Raw genomic sequence first — 17,034 nt, 5'->3', positions numbered from 1 at the left:
CGACCGAACGTGATCTTATACGCACCGGCGATCCGTAACACCGCGCAAACCATCGATTAACCATCGGCGGCTTAGGTGGGGGAGCGCTCCCATGAGCGGATCGTGATCGTGGAACAGCTCCACAAGGGAGCCATCGAAAGGAGCCTCGTGGCTACAGGCACGAGCGGAAACAGGCTGCGACGACTAGCGATACCGACGCTTGTCGTCGCCCTGATCACTGGCACCACCGGGGTTGCGGGATCGGCGTCGGCGGCGCCCGGAGGGGCATCGGGCAGCGGCACCGGCTACTTCACCACCGGGCAGGACAAGAAGGTCACCCTGACCGACGGGGCCGATCGTCGACCCGGCGGCCGGAACGCGGCCAGCCAACGGGCCGCCGTGGACGCAACCGGTTCGGGCATGTACGTCGTCGAACTGGCCGAGGACCCGCTGACCGCGTACGCCGGCGGTGTGTCCGGGCTGGCGCGGACCCGTCCGGAGGTGGGCGCCCGGCTGGACGTGACCTCGGCACCCTCGCGGGCCTACCGCGGGCACCTCGACGCGCAGCGTAAGGCCGTCGCTGCCGCCGCCGGGGTCACCGTCAAGGCGGCGTACACCGCCGCCTTCAACGGGTTCTCCGCGAAGCTGACCGCCGAGCAGGTGACCGCCCTGCGGGCGGACAAGCGCGTGCGTGCGGTGACCGCCGCGCAGGCACTCGGCACCAGGACGCCGCCGCCCACCGCGCCGTCGCCGACCGCCCCGGCACCCACCGCTCCGACCACGCCGGAGCAGCCCCCGGCGGGAGGTCCCGCCGGCAAGCCGGTCAAGCCCGGCCCCGGCACGGGCGCGGGCATGGTCATCGGCGTCCTGGACACCGGCATCTGGCCGGAGAGCGCGTCGTTCGCCAAGAAGGTGCCGGCCCCCTCGACCTGGCACGGCACCTGCCAGACCGGTGTCGCCTTCGTGGCCGAGCACTGCAACGGCAAGATCGTCGGCGCCCGGTACTTCGCCGACACGTGGCTCGCGGGCGGCGGCTCGGTGCCCGAGGGCGAGGTGCTGTCTCCCCGCGACATGAACGGGCACGGCACGCACACCGCGTCCACGGCGGCCGGTCTGCCGATCCCGAACGTCACCATCGACGGTCGGCGCTTCGGTCCCGTCTCCGGGGTGGCGCCGGACGCCCAGATCGCCGTCTACAAGGTGCTCTGGAACGGCATGGGCTTCGACGCCGACATCATCGCCGGCATCGACGCCGCCGTCGCCGACGGCGTGCAGGTGATCAACTTCTCCATCGGCAGCGAACTCGGCGACTGGGAGGCCAACACCCCCATCGGCATCGCGTTCCTCAACGCCACGCTGGCTGGAGTCTTCGTGGCGGCCTCGGCCGGCAACACCGGCATCGTGAGCGGGGCGATCAGCAACGCGGCACCGTGGGTGACCACGGTCGGCGCGGCGGTGACCAAGCTCGACGAGGCGACCGTCAAGCTCGGCGACGGCACGAAGCTCGTCGGCGGCTCGCTGGACGCGCTGCCCGGCGGCGACACGCCGATGGTCTTCGGCGACCAGGCCGGATCGCCGGATCTGGGCGCGGTCTACTGCGAACCGGGCAGCCTCGACCCGGACAAGATCAAGGGCAAGGTGGTCGCCTGCGCGCTGTCCAACATGTTCGGCTCGGCCGCCGAGATCAAGGCCAAGGGCGGCGCCGCGATGGTCGTGTTCGAGCCGACCGGCAACTACCGGATCAACTCGATCTTCAACTTCCCGGTCGTCTACCTGCCGACCGAGAAGCAGGCCGGCACGCTGTTCAACTACCTGATGCGCCACCCGACCGACGCGCGGGTGTCCCTGCGCAGCGGCGGTGACGGCTCCAGCGTCCCCGGCGTGCCCAGCGTCGCGGACTTCTCCTCCACCGGCCCGAGCAGTGTGGCCGTCGGTATCGCGAAGCCGGACCTGGTCGCGCCGGGTTCGGACATCATCGCCGCGGTCTCCCCGGCGGGCAACTTCGGGCGGGCGTACGACGCGTACTCGGGCACCTCGATGGCCTCGCCGTACGTGGCCGGCGCGGCCGCGGTGCTGCGTGCCGCGCACCCGACCTGGTCGCCGGGCGCGGTCGCCTCGGCGCTGCGCACCACCGCCACCGACACGGTCGGCACCAGCAGTCCCCTCGACCAGGGCAGCGGTTTCATCAACCTGGCCGGGGCCGCCGACCCCGGACTGGTCATCGCGCCCACCGCGGCGGATCTGGTCACCTTCAGCGAGACGGCCGCGCCGGACGGCAAGGAACTCAACCTGCCGGCCATCTCGCTGCGCGAGTACGACGGGACCCGTCCGGTGACACTCACCCGCACCCTGACCAACGTGGGCAAGGCGCGGGAGACCTACCGCTCGTCGGTGTCCGGGCTGGACGGCATGAAGGTCACCGTGACGCCGGCGTCGGTGACGCTGGCACCCGGCACGTCCGCGACCGTGACCATCACGCTGCGTCGGGGCAGCGCGCCCTGGGACCGGTACGTGACCGGGTCGATCGGCTGGCGCGGCAAGGCCCACAGCGCCCGGATCCCGGTCACCGCCCGTCCGTGGGGAATCATGCCCCGGCCGTACGCCGACGACGGGGAGGAATTCGGTCGGATGACCAGCGGCTCGTTCGGCGCGATCCAGCCCGGCTTCACCGGATCCCTGTCCGGTCGCAGCACCGGCTACACGCCGATGCGGCGCGCGTCGTACTCGATGCCGGCCGGGGTCTCCGGCGGCGTGTTCGACCCGGGCGCCACCGGAGTGAAGAAGTTCGACTTCACCGTGCCGGCGAACACCGCCGGCATCATGGCCGAGGTCAACACCGACGATCCGAACACGAACCTGGACCTCTACCTGTACAAGGGCGACAAGCTGGTCTACAGCAGTGACAGGTACTGGACCAGTCTGGAGCAGGTGTACAAGTTCCTGCCCGAGCCGGGGCGCTACACCGCGTACGTGTTCGCCCAGTACCCCGGCGGCCCGGTCGTCGACTTCCAGTTCAGCCACGCCATCATCGGCCGGAACGCGAAGTACGCGGGTGCCACGCTGACGCTCCCCTCCACGGTGGAGCGCGGCTCGACGCAGGGATTCACGCTGAAGCCGAACAAGCCGCTGCCCGAGGGCGACTTCTGGTCGTACACGGAGTACAGCACCAGCGGCACGGTCATCCCCGGAAATCTCGTCTACACGCAGCAGAGTTCCTGGGAATAGCCGGTAGTAGAGGGTGGGGCGGTGCCGACGTGCGCCGTCCCACCGTCGCTCCGCCACCGTCCGCTGCGGCTATCTGTCGTACCTGCCACCGTCCATCCGGAGGGTGGCGCCGGTCAGATAGCCGGAGACCGGGCTGGCGAGGTACGCGACGAGATCGGCGTACTCGCGAGGAGTGCCGATGCGACCGACGTCGGTACCAGCGCGAATCGGGGCAGCGTTGCGCTCGACCTCCTCCCACGTCTCACCCCACCCGTTCTCGCGGCCGAGTTCCATGAGGTACTCGCGGGTGGCGGGGACCAGGATGGCGCCGGCCGCGATGGCGTTGGAGGTCACCCCCGTGTGCTTGAGGTCACGTGACAACGACCGGGCGAGGTTGAGCCGGGCGGCGTTGCTGGCCGCATAGTGCGGCTGCCCCGCCGACGGCGTCTCACCGGTCACGCTGCCGATCTGGATGACACGGCCCCATCCCTTGGCCCGCATCGCGGGGACCAGGTGTCGGATGAGGCGGACCGAGCTGAGCACGTTGAGGTTGTACATGTCGGCCCACGCGTCCGCGTCCAGGTCGGACCACCCTGATTCGGGGTCGTATCTGCCGGCGTTGTTGACCAGGATGTCCACCTCCCCGGCCTGGGTAGCCACGGCCTCGGCGCCGACATCAGTGGTGAGGTCTCCGATCACGGCCTGACCGCCCACCTTCTGCGCGGTCTGCTCGGTGCGGGTCTGGTCTCGGCCGTGAACGACCACGGCAACGCCTTCGGCGGCCAGGGCCGCCGCGATCTCCGCACCGAGACCGCTGCTCGCGCCCGTCACAAGGGCGCGCCTGCCAGCAAGTTGCAAGTCCATGATCTTCCCCCGTTACGTCCGGGACGGCCGGGCCAGTGCCCGACGCCGTATCGGACTCTGACTCGCAGATAATGGACCCGCAAGTCCAGAATCGGGTCGACGATTCACGCAACCGAGGGTCCCGTCGGTCTGCACCCCTCGGCCGAGCCTGGTCGAACGGTGGGGCGATCAGCGAAGCTCGGGAACGCCGAGCTCGGGGTGGTCCCGCCGGAACGCGGCCAGTCTGGGAAACCGTCGGCGGACGGCAGCCCAATCGTTGAGGTCCGTGCGCTCACCCAGCAGATCCTCGGGTCCGTCCGGGTCGTAGCCGGGCGGCCAGGTGCCGCTGACGACGATATGCGCCTCCGTGGTGAACTCGTCGAACCACTGCGCCCGGGCGTTGCCCGCATCCGCGGCAAGGTCCGTGAGGCTGTCCGGATCCCGAGCGATCCGCTCCGCCACCGCGCGACCGTAGGAGATTATCCAGTCCTGGATGTGGCACAGGTCTTCCTCCTCGACCGGGCCGAGCAGCAGGCAGGCCGCGTCGGTCACCGGCCAGGAGTACAGGCGGGACCGTGTCTGTTCCCAGAGCCGGACGAACTCGACGACCTTGGTCGCGTCGAGCGTGCGGAGGCGGCGGAAGAGAACGCGTGAGGCGAGTTCGGTGTTGTCTCCGCTCTCCCGTCGGGACTCCTCGACAAGCGCCCAGAAAGCGTCCTCGTCCACGAACGGACCGTAGCGCGGGTCAGGGGAGTAAGCCAGTGGTGCGGGCCTGGTACAGCTCGCGACGTGCTTGTTTGGTGTCGAGCCGTTCGAGGCCTCTGGCAGCCCAGTCCCGCAGCGATTCGTCGTCGCCGTGGAGTTGGTCGACGAGTACCGGCAGGGCTTGCTCGGCGCGGGCGTCGCCGATCAGTTCGAGTAGCCAGCAGCGCAGGCCATGGTCAGTCTCGCGGTCGAACTCGACGATCAGCTCGTCGAGGTGCTGCGCGACGTGGGGCCGCAGCTGGTGGAACCCGTCTTCCTGGGTCTGCGCGTCATTGCTGCGCATCAACCGCATGGCTTGCTGGAACTGGTTCACCACGTCGTCTCCAGTGCGGTGTCTCAATTAGGCGCGGTCACGGTTCCTGAGGACAACCGAAGATCGTGCGACGGCACGATACCGGCCTGCTCGGCCGATCCTGGAATGGACGCCGTGGCCGGGTCTCTTGAACCACCCTGGTATCTGGTCAAGAATCGGCGCGGTGGACGACGGGGATTTTTCGCAGGACTGGGTCCAGTTACTGAGCCACCTTGACCGGCAGGTGTCCTCCGGTCAGCTCTCGGCGGACACGGCCTCGTTGCCCGACCTGATGAGCAGCTACCAGGTCCCGGGGGTCAGCATCGCCGTCGGGCACCTGAGCGGGCAGGTGTGGGCGGCGGGGTACGGCGTCACGGGTGGCGAGACGTCAACGCCGGTGACCGAGCGCACGATCTTCGCGGCCTGTTCGATCAGCAAGCACGTCGCCGCGTTCGGCGCACTGCGACTGGTCCAGGACGGCGTGCTGGATCTGGACACCGACGTCCGCGACTACCTCACCTCGTGGCGACTGCTCGACCGCGCGGGCCGGCAACCAGCGGTCACCGTACGGCAGCTGCTGGCCCACACCGCAGGCCTGTCCGACACCTGGTATCGCGGCTACGCCGGGGATCGCGCCCCGTCGCTGGTGCAGGTCCTGGAGGGCAGCGGCCCGACGACCACCGCACCGGTACGGTCGACCCTGCTGCCGGGCAGCCGCTTCCGTTACTCGGGCAGCCACTACTGCGTACTTCAGCAGGTGCTGATGGACGCGACCGGTACGCCGTTCGAGGATCTGATGCGGACACTGGTGCTGGACCCGGTGGCCATGGCCGGCAGCAGCTTCGACCAGCGGTTTCCACACCAGCGACCGCATCTGGTGGCGCGGGGCCACCACATCGGCGGCACCGGGATCCCCGGCGGGTGGCGAACACAACCGGAGTTGGCGGCGGCCGGGCTGTGGAGCACCCCGACCGACCTGCTCCGGCTCGACCTGGAGATCGCCCGGGCGGCCTCGGGGAATTCGACGCTGCTCGACCGCGACCTGGCCACCCAGATGTGGGCACCGCAGATTCCGGGCGGCTCCTACGGTCTCGGCACCGAGATCGGCGACCGCGCCGGGTGTCGGCGGTTCGGGCACACCGGGTTGAACGTCGGATACACCTGCTTCTCCTACGTGTGGCCCGACAGTGGCACCGCGGTCGCGGCGATGACCAACTCGGAGGACGGCTGGGAGCTGCTGGCCAGCATCCGCGCCGCCGCCGACCGTCGGTACGCCAGCAGTCTCGCCACCGCACCCCTCGACGACGTCGCGGGCCACTACGTCCTGCGTGACGACTATCCGATCGACGTCGCGGTCACCGACGGTCAGCTGATCCTCTCCGCTCCCGGCCAGCAACCGGTGACGCTGGTGGCCGCCCCGGACGGTCGCCACCTCCACCCAGGACTCGACCTGGAGATCCGCTTCCTGCCGTCCGACGGCCAGCCACACATCCTGGAACTGCGGCAGGAAGGAGTTACCCAGACCGCGAAACGGTCGTGAGGGCGACGGACACCAAAAGGATCTTGGTTGTACTAGTCTTCCCGCCATGGCTTTGAGTCCAGACCAGTTCTATGACCACGCGATGTCCGTCGCGGACAGCGAGCGGCGGCTTCCGCTGGCGGCGGGAATGACGGGTTGGGACATCAGCCCCTTCGACCAGGACGGGTTGCGTGTCGCGCCACTGCGCCCGCCGGTGCTGCCCGAGCCCGCCCGACACGGTGAGGACCCGGCGGAGTGCCGCAACTGCGAGGAGCGGGACGAGGGGATCTGGTTCAACGAGCACTGGCGGCTGGCCCGGGTCACCGGAGGGGGCGTGCCGTTGGCGTTGATGCTGTATCCGCGCGACCACTACGACATGGCCGACCTCCCCGACGATCTCGCCGCGGAACTGGGACTGCTGAGCACGCGAATCGTCCGCCACGTGCAGGCCCTGCCGCACATCTCGCGAGCCCACGTCTACCGCGTCGGTGACGGTGCCGCCCACCTGCACGTCTGGTTCTTCGCGCGGCCCGAGGGCCAGGGGCAGCTCTTCGGATCCTGGTTGGTCATCTGGGACGACCTCCTGCCGGAGTATCCCGCCGACCTCGCCGAGGCGGACGCCGCGATCGTGGCCGACGCCCTGGTCGCCTCGCACGGTGGCCGCCGAACGGCCGCCCCCTGACCGCCCGCCGGACCGGCTGATCCGACCGGAGATGCACCGGCAGCGGGTAGGGACTTGACCGCTAAACCGAGATGGCTATTGCGCCACGCCGGCGAGCAGCCACCGCCGGACGGGGATCTCCAGCAGGACTCGCTCGCCCTCCGGGCTGACCTGTGCGCTGACATCCCAGCCGCCGTACTTGCTGGCGAACACGGTGACGATGGCGCTCGGTAACGCGCCGCGGTGCACCCGGGCGGCACCCTCCGCCACGACGGGAGCGTCGCCGCCCTCCAGGGCCAGGGAAACCCGCGGGTCGGCCAGAATGTTGCGAACCTTGACGCTGCGGCTGTCGCAGCCGATCCACCAGGTCTCGGCGGCGTAGACGAACCAGACCGGCGTCAGGTGCGGGGAGCCGTCGCGCCGCAACGTACACAGCCAGACGTTCCTCTCCTGCGCCAGGCGAAGCTCGACGTCTCTCGATGGTGTGGTGCGGGGTTCGGTCACCTGGCAAGTCGATCACACCGCCGCGATCGGCTACCCGATCGCGGTGATGTCCGCGCGCAGCTGCCTGCGGGTTCAACGCCTGGACGACGACATCGGCACCGGCACCCTCAGGTGGCCGGTGCCCAGGAGGGGCGCCAGGTCGCGGCGGGGAGCGGAGTCAGGCTCGCGACGTGGTCGATGACCGCCCGCAGGCCCGGGTGCGGGTTCGCCCGGGGCAGGAGGAGCGACAGCGGGTACGCGAGCGTCGGACGCACGATCGGGATGCGGCGCAGGTCGTGGTTCGCCGGCCAGAGGTACCGGTCGCGCGAGCCGACGAGGGTTGCCACGTCGGCGGAGTCCGCGAGGATGTCGAGGAGGACCTCGTCGCCGAAGTGCGGGCCGGCCGCGTCGATGCGGAGGTCGAAGTCGGTCGCGAGCTGGTCGTAGAAGTCCGCCCATTCGCTGCGCGGCGCGATGCCCGGCACCCAGATCCGATGACCGCGTAGCTGTGCCGGTGTCAGTGAGCGTGCGCCGGCGAGCGGGTGCCGCGGGCCGACGAGGAGTTCCGTCGGGGAGTCGAACGCGCGGATCATCCGCACGTCGCGCGGCAGGGCGGCCGGGTCGGTGACCGAGCGGAACGAGGCGTCGATATCGCCGGCCTGGACGGCGGCGGCCGCCGCACGGGGGTCGTTGACCCGCAGGGTCACCACGTCGAGGGTGATTTCCGGATGCGACCGCCAGTAGTCGTGCAGGACGACGGCCTGCGCGGTTCGCAGTCCGAGGACGTCGATCCGCAGGGCCCGCGAGCCGGGCCTGATCGCGGCGACGGCACGGTCGACACCGGCGACGACGTCCCGGGCGTGCGCGAGAAACGCCTGGCCGTCGAGCGTCAGCTCGACCCCTCGGGCGGTACGGGTGAACAACCGCACGTCGAGTTCACGTTCGAGGGCCGCGATCCGCTTCGACACGGCCTGTTGCGTCACGCCCAGCTCGTCGGCCGCCTGTTGCAGCTGCCCGAGGTCCGCCGCCCGGACGAACGATCGCACCGCCTCGGTATCCACCGACCCATTATGCGCACGCACAACCGCTGGTTGTGGCTCGCCCGAACATCGGTTGTTTGATTCCGCGCTGGCCCGTGGGGTGGGATGCCCCGATCCGAACACCGCCTGTCAAGAGGGAGTCACATGCGCGTCCGGTTGGGGCCCGACTTCGGGTGGCTGTGGTCGGCGTACGGTGTCAGCGCCTACGGCACGTGGCTCGCCTTCGGCGCGTTTCCGCTGCTCGCGGTCCAAGTGCTGGACTCGTCGGCGTTCGCCGTGGCACTCCTGGAGGCGGCGGGGCTCGCCGTCGCGGCGATCCTCGCCCTCTCGCTCGGACCGTGGGTCGAGCACCGGGCCAAGCGTCCGGTCATGATCGCGATGGACCTGGTCCGGTTCGCGGCGATGGTCAGTGTCCCGGTCGCGTACGTCCTCGGCGTCCTGTCGTACGGTCAACTGCTGGTTGTCTCGGTTGTTTCCGGGACGGCGAGCATCGCGTTCGCCGCCGCCTCCGGCGCGTACCTGAGGTATCTGGTCCGTGGTGAGCACCTGCTGGTGGCGAACGGGCGGTTCGAGGGCACGACCTGGTCGGCGACCGCGGTGGGTCCGCCCGTCGGTGGCGCGCTCGTCGGGTTGCTCGGCCCGGTCGTCACAATCCTGGCCGACGCGCTCAGCTACCTGCTGTCCGCGCTCGCGGTCCTGCGTATTCGGGGCGGCGACGTCGCGACTCCCCGCGACCGGGTCACCCGGCTGCGCCCAGCCGACCTGCTGCACGGCTGGCGAGTCATCCTCGGCGACCGCGTCCTGCGGGGTCTGTTTCTCAACTCGGTGCTGGTCGGCGGCCTCATCATGGCCACCGCCCCGCTCCTGGCCGTTCTCCTGCTGGGCGAGTACGACGTCCCGGCCTGGCAGTACGGTCTCGCCTTCGGCATCCCGGCGCTCGGCGGGTTCGTGGGTGCCCGCCTGTCCGCGCGCCTCGTGCACCGCCACGGCCGGCACCGCGTCCTGATGGTCACCGGTTGGCTGCGATCGGTGTTCCCTATCGGTCTCGCGTTCGTCCAGCCCGGCATCCCCGGGGTGGTCACCGTGATCGTCGTCGAGGGTCTGCTGATCACCTGCATGGGCATCTTCAATCCGATCTACGCGACCGAACGCCCGCAACGGACTCCGGTGGTGCACACCGCCCGGGTCCTCAGCACCTGGAGTGCCAGCAGCAGACTCCTCCAGGCCGTCCTGATGGTGATCTGGGGTGTGCTCGCCACCCGCACCAGCGCGCTCGCCGCGATCACCGTCTCCGGCGTACTCCTGCTCGCCACCCCGCTCCTGCTGCCCAGGCGGAAGGACTGGTCGGCGTCGGAGCCGGTCCGGCCGGCCGAGCCCGTCCGCGTCGGCGGGCGCGTCGATGGATGATGGGTGGATGGAGGGACGGGCGTACCTGGAGAAGTACATTGTCGATCGACTGCCCGCCGGTGCTGGTCAGCCGCCGCACGGGCTGACGGTGGACCGTTCGGAGATCCGTGGCGTGGCGGTGGGACTGGTGGCGGCCGGTGCCCTGGCTCAGGAGGACATGGAACGCATCCTCGCCGACCTGGATCGGGAGTTGGAGCGACGTGGCCGGTTGGCCCGTCTCGAGACGCGCATGTCGACCGAGAAGCGCATGTCGACCGAGGGTCGCCTGACGCCCGATCACTGGGCGCCGCTGTCGGTCGAGACCCGGCAACAGTTGGCGTTACAGCACGGTCGTGACCGCGCGCGGTGGCAGGAGCCGGGTGTCGACCCTGCCCGGTTGCGGGAGGTGATCTCGCTGGCCGGTCGCACGCTGACGCTTCACGCGGTGCCCGCCACGCTGATCAGCCTGGAACGCTGGTCGACGATGGTCCTGGTGAGGCTGGCGTACGCCGGCACCGACGCCCGCGACCCGGGTTCGCTGGACGGCATGCACGACCGGTTGCGGCGGTGGCGCGGGTGGGACGACGCGGGAACGCAGTACCGGGCGGGCGGCGGCAGCGGCGAACAGCGCGGGGGACTGTCCATGGAGACGGTGGTCTTCGAACCCGGCCCGCCGGACGAGGCGCGCACGCTGACGCTGGCGTACGACCGGGACGGTGGGTCGGAGCGCTGCACAGTTGCCCTCGGCGGCCCGACGACGCCAGCCTGATCGGAAGCACCGTCGGCTCAGGATCATCGGTCCTTGCGGAGCAGGACTGTCACCGCCTGGCCGTCGGCCGTGCCGAACATGCCGTCGGTGGGGTGGCCCAGCGCGGCGGCGAGGGCGCGGACGTGCAGATCGACCACCGCCTCCACCAGGTCGGCCAGCACGGACACCGTGCCGCGGCCCTGTCGCCAACCCGCCACGCACAGGCCGAGGCCGATGACCGCCGCAGGCCACCACAGCAGGCCGAGCGCCAGATACAGCAGCCCCCAGCCCACCCGCCGGGCGGCGGCGGTGAAGTCGGCCTGCGCGAGGGCGAGCGGGTCCCGGCTCTCCTCGGGCAGCAGCAACCACAGTCGGGGCCAGGCCGCGGCCAGGTCCAGGCCGTAGCAGTCCCGCACCCGTACCGCCGTGGCGATCATGCGGTCACCGATCCAGGTTGGCCGGTCCGGCTCGGTCAACGCGATCCGGTCGCAGGCGCGGGCGAGCGCCTGGGTGTCCGGCAGCGGTCCGGTCGCGCCGTCGGCGGACCGCAACCGGCGTGCCTTGTCCCGCAGGGCGTTCTCGTAGCGGTCCACGGCGGCGTGCCACCGGCGGCGCCGCCGACGGGTCACCGCCTCGCCGGCCCGGCCCCAGCCCTGCGTCCACAGGGTCACGACCAGGCGTTCCAGGCTCTGAGCGGCCGTCGCGGCGACGACGCTGGCCAGCACGACACCGAGTACGATCAGCAGCGCGGAGCCGGTGCCCGGGGCCGGTGACCCGAGGGCGAGCCGGTCCACCTCCCGCGCCAGCAGGCGCAGGTCCCACCAGTGGGCGTGGCCGAGTCGCACCGCCACGGCGGCCAGCGCCACGAACACCACACCGGGCAACGCCAGCCCGGCGAGCCACCGCTCCGCCAGTTTCCCGCCGAGCGAGGCGATGACCGCGTTCACCGGTCCATCCGGAACGTCGGCAGCGAGCAGTCCCACACGGCGCAGTGCGGCGGGCCGGCGTCCGGCCGGGGGATCTCCACCCGGTCGCACAGGTCACCGGGGCACACCTGGACGATCTCCGGGCGGCGGCCGTGGATGCCGGCCAGTGGCAGGTAGGGGTGGCCCCGGGCGGTCGTGTCACCACCGACCAGCCCGCTACGGCGCATCAACTCGGTCACCTCGGCGAGCACCGCGTCCACGCCCTGGTCGGACAGCGGCCGGTCCCGCAGCCGCGCCAGGGCCCGGGCCGGCTCCGGCCCGAGCAGGTCGCCCACCTGCGCGATGTCCGCGCAGACCCGGGCCAGCCGGGCCGCCCGGTCGTCGTCGAGTCGCCTGTCCGGCGCCGATTGACTCATCGGCTGATTATCTCCTGTCGATGTGGACGCGCGGCTGGCAGGCTGGGGAGCGACCGCGACGGGGAGGTGTGCCGGTGAGCCGCTACGCAGGGGACGCCGTCGACCACTGGCGTCGGGCCGCGGCCGGGCAGCCGCGTGGGGACCGGCGGTGGGCCGAGGCCCAGGTGGAGTTGGGGGCCGCGCTGCTCGACAGGCACCACGCGGACCAGGCGCGGGAGGACCTGATCGAGGCCACCGTCGTGCTGGAGGCCGCGATCCGCACGATGGCCGACTCCTTTCTGGCCGAGGAGTTGGGTACGGCGCACGGTGTCCGCGCGCTGGCCACGTACACCGATGTGCTGCTGGCCAGAGCCCGGATCGACAGTGATCCGCAGCTACTGGACATCGCCGAGCAGTATCTGCAGTTCGCCGAGGACGCCTCGGCCGACCTCGGCAACAGCGCGTTGCTGATGCTCAAGACCTGCCAGGTCCATCGAGCCCGGCACACCTTCGACGGCTCGGTCGACACGCTCTACCGGCTCACGGCCATCGCCAAGCTGGCCGAGTCGTGGATCAGCGAGGAGCACCGGCCCGTGTTGCGCGGCATCCACGCGGAGGCGCTGTTGCGCGCCCACCAGCTCACCGGGGTGGAGGACTACGTCGACGAGGCGATGGAGCTGGTGTCCTCGGTGGACACGACCGGCCCCAACCAGGACCAGATCGTCATGCTGCGAGCCCGGTGCCTGCTGGCCAGGGCGGCCGGGACCACCCACACCGCCGATGCCGAGCGGGCCGTCGCGGTGCTGCGGGGGCACACCCCGCAGAGCAACGGCCCGCGCTTCCTGGCCGGGCAGACGTTGCTCACCCTGGTCGACCGCACCGGCCGCGCCGAGTTGCTCGGCCCGGCGTGGGAGGAGTTCACCGCCGCGCTGAACACCGTCGGAGACGGGCATCCGGAACATCGGATGGCGCTCGCCAGCCTCGCCAGCGTCGGCATGAAGACCCACCAACTGACCGGCGACATCTCCGCCCTGGAGTCGGCGATCGGCCTGCTGCGCCGGGCGCTCGCACTCTCCGTCCGCGGCGAGGCCAACCACGCCCTGTACCTGGACCAGTTGGGCTACAGCCTCCGGCTGCTCTACGACGCCACCGGGGAGCCCGCCTACCTGGAGGAAGCGCTCGTCCTGCTGCGCAGGGCGCTCGACGCCCTGCCCGCGCGCGATCCGCAGCGTGTCAAGACCGGGTTGTCCATCGCCCAGGCGTTGCGGGCAACCTATCTGCGTACCGGTGAGCCCGCCCTGCTCACCGAGGCCGCCGAGCGGGCGCGCGCCGCCGGCCGCATCGACTCCGGCGCCGTGCCGGTCCGGATCCAGGCCTTCGACAAGGCGGCCTACACGCTGACCACGCTGGGCCGGTGGGACGAGGCGACGGAGGCCTTCGACGAGGCCATCACGTTGCTGCCCCGGCTGGCCTCCCGGGGGCGTACCCGCCACGACCAGTACGCCGACCTCGGCTCGACGGCCGGGTTGGCAGCAACGGCCGCCTCCTGCGCGATCGGCGCCGGGCAGCCGGAGCGCGCCCTGGAGCTGCTCGAACGTGGCCGGGGCCTGCTGCTGCACCAGCGGTTGACGGCGGACGGCGAGTGGGCGGCGCTCCAACGCGCCGACCCGCGTCTGGCGGTCGACTTCCAGCGGATGCGCCAGGACTTCGAAGCGCCCGCCCCCGAAGCGCTCCGACCCACCACCTTCGGCCGGGACCGGGAAACCGAGTGGAACGTGCTGCTGGCGACGATCCGGGAGCTGCCCGGCCTGGGTGACTTCCTGTGCCCGCCCAGCGCGCGGCAGCTGCTCGACCAGGTCGACGGGACCGTGATCGTGCCGATCGCGAGCGAGTTGCGCTGCGACGCGCTCATCCTGCGGCAGCACCGCGTGACGGTGCTGCCGCTGCCGGATCTGTCGCTGACCGACGCGATGACGCAGCTACGGCTGCTCCAGGAGGCCACCACCACGGCGTACGACCCGACGGCGGACGCGCGGAGCAGGCTGCGCGCCCAGTCGGTGCTCACCGGCGTACTGGAATGGTTGTGGCATGCCCTCGTCGGGCCGGTGCTGGACCGGATCGACGCGCCCGGGGCGGCCGGTGAGCTGCCCCGCGTCTGGTGGTGCCCGGTCGGCCCGCTGGCGTTCTTCCCCCTGCACGCCGCCCAGGCCGGTGCCGGCCGATCCGCCCTCGACCGGGTGGTCTCCTCCTACACCCCGACCGTGACCGCGCTCGCCCGCAAACGCACCGGGCCGCGACAGTCCCGGCCCGACGCCCGGTCCTGCGTCGTGGCGATGCGCGCCACCCCCGGCGGCCCGCAGGCGCTGCCCAGCGCCGAACGCGAGGCCGTGGCGGCGGCGGGGGCGCTGCCCGGAGCGTGGCTGGGGCTGGACGCGACGGCCACCCGGCAGCACGTCCTGGACCGGTTGGCCGGCTCGGCCTACGCGCACTTCGCGTGCCACGCGGTGGCCGACCCGCACGACCCGGCGCAGGGCCGACTGCTCGTCCACGACCACCAGGACAGCCCCCTCACCGTGGCCGACGTGTCCCAGCTCGACCTGGACGCGGAGTTCGCCTTCCTGTCGGCCTGCGCCACCGCCCAGGCCCCGCCGACCCTCGTCGACGAGGCACTGCACATCACCGGCGCCTTCCAGCTCGCCGGATTCCGGCACGTCATCGGCACCCTGTGGGAGATCGACGACGCGGTCTCCCTCGCCCTGACCACCGCCTTCTACCAGCACGGCGACGCGACCGGGGCGGCGGCGTACGCGCTGCACGCGGCCGTGCGGGCGCTGCGGGACCGCTACCCGCTGGCACCGACGCTGTGGGCGGCGCACATCCACACCGGCGGCTGACCACCGCCCGTCGGCGTCAGCGGGTGCGCCGGACCAGCGCCCGGGCCTTCTCCGTGTGGGGATGGGTCGGGCCGTGTACGCGTTCGCACCCGGCCAGCGCGGCCCGTGCCTCCTGGCCCGCCCGCCGGTCACCCGCCTCGACCAGCAGCAGGGCGAAGAGCGTCCGCATCTCCAGGGTCGCGGGATGGTCGACGCCGCGACCCCGTTCACTGTCCGGCACCGTGTCCGCCAGCAACCGGATCGCCTCGGCCCGCCGGCCCACTCCGTCCAACGCTCGGGCCAGGGAGTGCCGGGCGTGCAGGAGTACGCCGTCGGTGTTACTCAGGACTCGACCGGCGTCGTCCGCCAGTGACCGGGCCGCGTCGACCGCCTCGGCCGCCCGGCCGTTGTCGAGCAGGACGACCAGCAGGTTGCTGCGGGCCTGCAGCGTCACCGGGTTCGTGGACCCCACCGCCCGGCTCAGCCGCCGGGCCACGTCCCGCAGAGCCCGTTCGGCCTCTTGGCTGCGGCCCTGTAGGTGCTGGAGCCCGGCCAGCTTCATCTGGCAGGTCAGGGTGTCCGGGTCGTCTCGGCCCAGCGTCCGGGCCATGCCGTCGGCGACCCGCCGCAGCAGCGGCTCGGCCTCGTCCATCCGACCCAGCTCGATCAGCAGCCAGCCGAGGTTGTTGCCGCTGCGCAACGTCTCGACGTCGTCGTCGCCCAGCACCCGGCGCCGCGCCTCGTAGGCGTCCCGTTGCACGCGCTGCGCCTCGGCGTGGGAGCCGCGCTGCCAGAGCGCGAAGGCCAGGCTGTGCTTGCTGCGCAGGGTGTCCGGATGCTCCGGCCCGAGCGCCGAGCTGCGCAACGCCACGACCTCCTGATAGAGGGCCACGGCCTCGTCGATGTCGTTGTCGCGCATCAACTCCTGCGCGTAGAGGGTCCCCGCCTCCAACGTTCGCGCGTCGGTCGCGCCGTACTGCTCGTGGTAGGCGTGGTACTGCAACCCGAAGGCGGTCGGACCACCGAGGGTCGTGGTGCTTGAACGACCGCCCTGGGTGACGGTGATCTCGATGACCGGGCCGGACGGCTTCGACTCGCGCGGTGGCTCGTCGTCGCGTTTACGGCCGCGGTTGAACCATCTGCCCACCGCTCGCACCTCCCGCAGTGTCGACAACCACACGGCCCGTCATCGACAGCAGACTACGTGTCAATGTTCCGCCCCGTCATCCCTCGGCAGCTGGGAGCCGGACGCCCGGAATGGCGACGACGTATGGTGAGTTCTCGTTCACGCGGCCACGGGGGTAGGTCAATGACGAATCTCAGCCACAAGCCGACCCTGACCGGGCGTCTGGTCACGTTGCGGCCCGTGACCGCCGATGACGCCGAGGCGATGACCGCGATCATGATCGATCCCGAGGTGGCCCGGCTCACCGGCAGTGTCAGCAGCAGCGCGGAGCTGGGGGAGGCCCCGCCGCTGGAGGTCAGCCGCGACTGGTACGGCTCCCGAGGCGCCACCGACGACCGGCTGGACCTGGCCATCGTGGACAACGCGACAGGCGCCCTGGTCGGCGAGGTCGTCCTCAACTGTCACGACCCCGACGCCCGCAGCGTCAGCTTCCGTACCCTCATCGGGCCGGAGGGGCGCGATCGTGGCCTGGGCACCGAGGCGACCCGGCTGCTGCTCGGCTACGCCTTCGGCCAGCTCGAAATGCACCGGGTCGGGTTGGAGGTCTTCGACTTCAACCCCCGCGCCCGCCACGTGTACGAGAAAGTCGGCTTCGTCCACGAAGGCACCCGCCGCCACGCCCTGCGCTTTGACGACGATTGGATCGACGCCCACGACATGTCGATTCTCGAGCACGAGTGGGCCCTGCACCAGGGCCACCCCTGACGGGGATCGACGGCCGGGACGTCAGGAGT

15 protein-coding genes are annotated in these 17,034 nt (G+C 71.3%); 7 read left to right on the top strand and 8 right to left on the bottom strand.

The features are described 5' to 3' along the window. The first annotated feature begins 147 nt into the window (after positions 1-147). Positions 148-3,204, top strand: coding sequence for a S8 family serine peptidase (locus tag AB0A90_RS26230; protein ID WP_357253151.1), 3,057 nt, complete (start codon positions 148-150; stop codon positions 3,202-3,204). A gap of 69 nt (positions 3,205-3,273) precedes the next feature. Here AB0A90_RS26230 and AB0A90_RS26225 read toward each other — a convergent pair whose 3' ends face one another. The 3 genes from AB0A90_RS26225 to AB0A90_RS26215 all read right to left on the bottom strand — a co-directional run bounded on the left by AB0A90_RS26225 (position 3,274) and on the right by AB0A90_RS26215 (position 5,107). Beyond that, the gene (locus tag AB0A90_RS26225; RefSeq protein WP_357253148.1) at positions 3,274-4,014 is read right to left on the bottom strand and encodes an SDR family oxidoreductase; all 741 of its coding nucleotides are present in this window, start codon (positions 4,012-4,014) and stop codon (positions 3,274-3,276) included. 201 nt (positions 4,015-4,215) lie between these two features. After that, complete coding sequence (locus AB0A90_RS26220; RefSeq protein WP_357253145.1) at positions 4,216-4,752, bottom strand: DUF4240 domain-containing protein; 537 nt, start codon at positions 4,750-4,752, stop codon at positions 4,216-4,218. A 19-nt stretch (positions 4,753-4,771) separates the two neighbouring features. Further along, positions 4,772-5,107, bottom strand: coding sequence for a HEAT repeat domain-containing protein (locus AB0A90_RS26215; RefSeq protein ID WP_357253142.1), 336 nt, complete (start codon positions 5,105-5,107; stop codon positions 4,772-4,774). Between the two features lie 160 nt (positions 5,108-5,267). Here AB0A90_RS26215 and AB0A90_RS26210 point away from each other — a divergent pair, with 160 nt between their 5' ends. Both AB0A90_RS26210 and AB0A90_RS26205 read left to right on the top strand, forming a co-directional pair. After that, the gene (locus AB0A90_RS26210; RefSeq protein ID WP_357253139.1) at positions 5,268-6,623 is read left to right on the top strand and encodes a serine hydrolase domain-containing protein; all 1,356 of its coding nucleotides are present in this window, start codon (positions 5,268-5,270) and stop codon (positions 6,621-6,623) included. 46 nt (positions 6,624-6,669) lie between these two features. Continuing rightward, the gene (locus AB0A90_RS26205; protein ID WP_357253136.1) at positions 6,670-7,284 is read left to right on the top strand and encodes a hypothetical protein; all 615 of its coding nucleotides are present in this window, start codon (positions 6,670-6,672) and stop codon (positions 7,282-7,284) included. Between the two features lie 75 nt (positions 7,285-7,359). Here AB0A90_RS26205 and AB0A90_RS26200 read toward each other — a convergent pair whose 3' ends face one another. Both AB0A90_RS26200 and AB0A90_RS26195 read right to left on the bottom strand, forming a co-directional pair. Next, the gene (locus tag AB0A90_RS26200) at positions 7,360-7,767 is read right to left on the bottom strand and encodes a pyridoxamine 5'-phosphate oxidase family protein (protein WP_357253134.1); all 408 of its coding nucleotides are present in this window, start codon (positions 7,765-7,767) and stop codon (positions 7,360-7,362) included. A 107-nt stretch (positions 7,768-7,874) separates the two neighbouring features. Next, on the bottom strand, positions 7,875-8,807 hold the full coding sequence (locus AB0A90_RS26195; RefSeq protein ID WP_357253131.1) for a LysR family transcriptional regulator: 933 nt from the start codon (positions 8,805-8,807) through the stop codon (positions 7,875-7,877). A 123-nt stretch (positions 8,808-8,930) separates the two neighbouring features. On the opposite strand from AB0A90_RS26195, the gene AB0A90_RS26190 reads away from it, so the two are divergent. Continuing rightward, positions 8,931-10,193 carry an MFS transporter gene (locus AB0A90_RS26190; protein ID WP_357253128.1) on the top strand — a complete coding sequence of 421 codons (1,263 nt, stop codon included), beginning with the start codon at positions 8,931-8,933 and terminating at the stop codon, positions 10,191-10,193. 7 nt (positions 10,194-10,200) lie between these two features. Further along, the gene (locus AB0A90_RS26185) at positions 10,201-10,941 is read left to right on the top strand and encodes a hypothetical protein (RefSeq protein ID WP_357253125.1); all 741 of its coding nucleotides are present in this window, start codon (positions 10,201-10,203) and stop codon (positions 10,939-10,941) included. Positions 10,942-10,964: 23 nt separating this feature from the next. On the opposite strand, the gene AB0A90_RS26180 is transcribed toward AB0A90_RS26185, so the two are convergent. Next, positions 10,965-11,867, bottom strand: a complete 903-nt coding sequence (locus tag AB0A90_RS26180; RefSeq protein WP_357253123.1) for a hypothetical protein — start codon at positions 11,865-11,867, stop codon at positions 10,965-10,967. After that, positions 11,864-12,262: a hypothetical protein gene (locus AB0A90_RS26175; protein ID WP_357253120.1), complete on the bottom strand. Its 399-nt coding sequence runs from the start codon at positions 12,260-12,262 to the stop codon at positions 11,864-11,866. The genes AB0A90_RS26180 and AB0A90_RS26175 overlap by 4 nt, the downstream gene beginning before the upstream one ends. A 74-nt stretch (positions 12,263-12,336) precedes the next feature. Between AB0A90_RS26175 and AB0A90_RS26170 the strand changes: the two genes are divergently transcribed. Beyond that, positions 12,337-15,135, top strand: a complete 2,799-nt coding sequence (locus AB0A90_RS26170; RefSeq protein WP_357253118.1) for a CHAT domain-containing protein — start codon at positions 12,337-12,339, stop codon at positions 15,133-15,135. A gap of 16 nt (positions 15,136-15,151) precedes the next feature. Here AB0A90_RS26170 and AB0A90_RS26165 read toward each other — a convergent pair whose 3' ends face one another. Further along, positions 15,152-16,261: a tetratricopeptide repeat-containing protein gene (locus tag AB0A90_RS26165; RefSeq protein WP_357253116.1), complete on the bottom strand. Its 1,110-nt coding sequence runs from the start codon at positions 16,259-16,261 to the stop codon at positions 15,152-15,154. A 162-nt stretch (positions 16,262-16,423) separates the two neighbouring features. Here AB0A90_RS26165 and AB0A90_RS26160 point away from each other — a divergent pair, with 162 nt between their 5' ends. Further along, a complete protein-coding gene (locus tag AB0A90_RS26160; RefSeq protein ID WP_357253113.1) occupies positions 16,424-17,005 on the top strand; it encodes a GNAT family protein in 582 nt (193 codons plus the stop codon). Positions 17,006-17,034: the final 29 nt, after the last annotated feature.

The sequence above is a fragment of the Micromonospora sp. NPDC049204 genome (assembly GCF_040647935.1).
In the GTDB taxonomy this organism is placed as follows: Bacteria; Actinomycetota; Actinomycetes; order Mycobacteriales; family Micromonosporaceae; genus Micromonospora.
The sequence above is the reverse complement of the archived record's forward strand: the minus strand, read 5'-3'. Positions and strand labels throughout refer to the sequence as shown.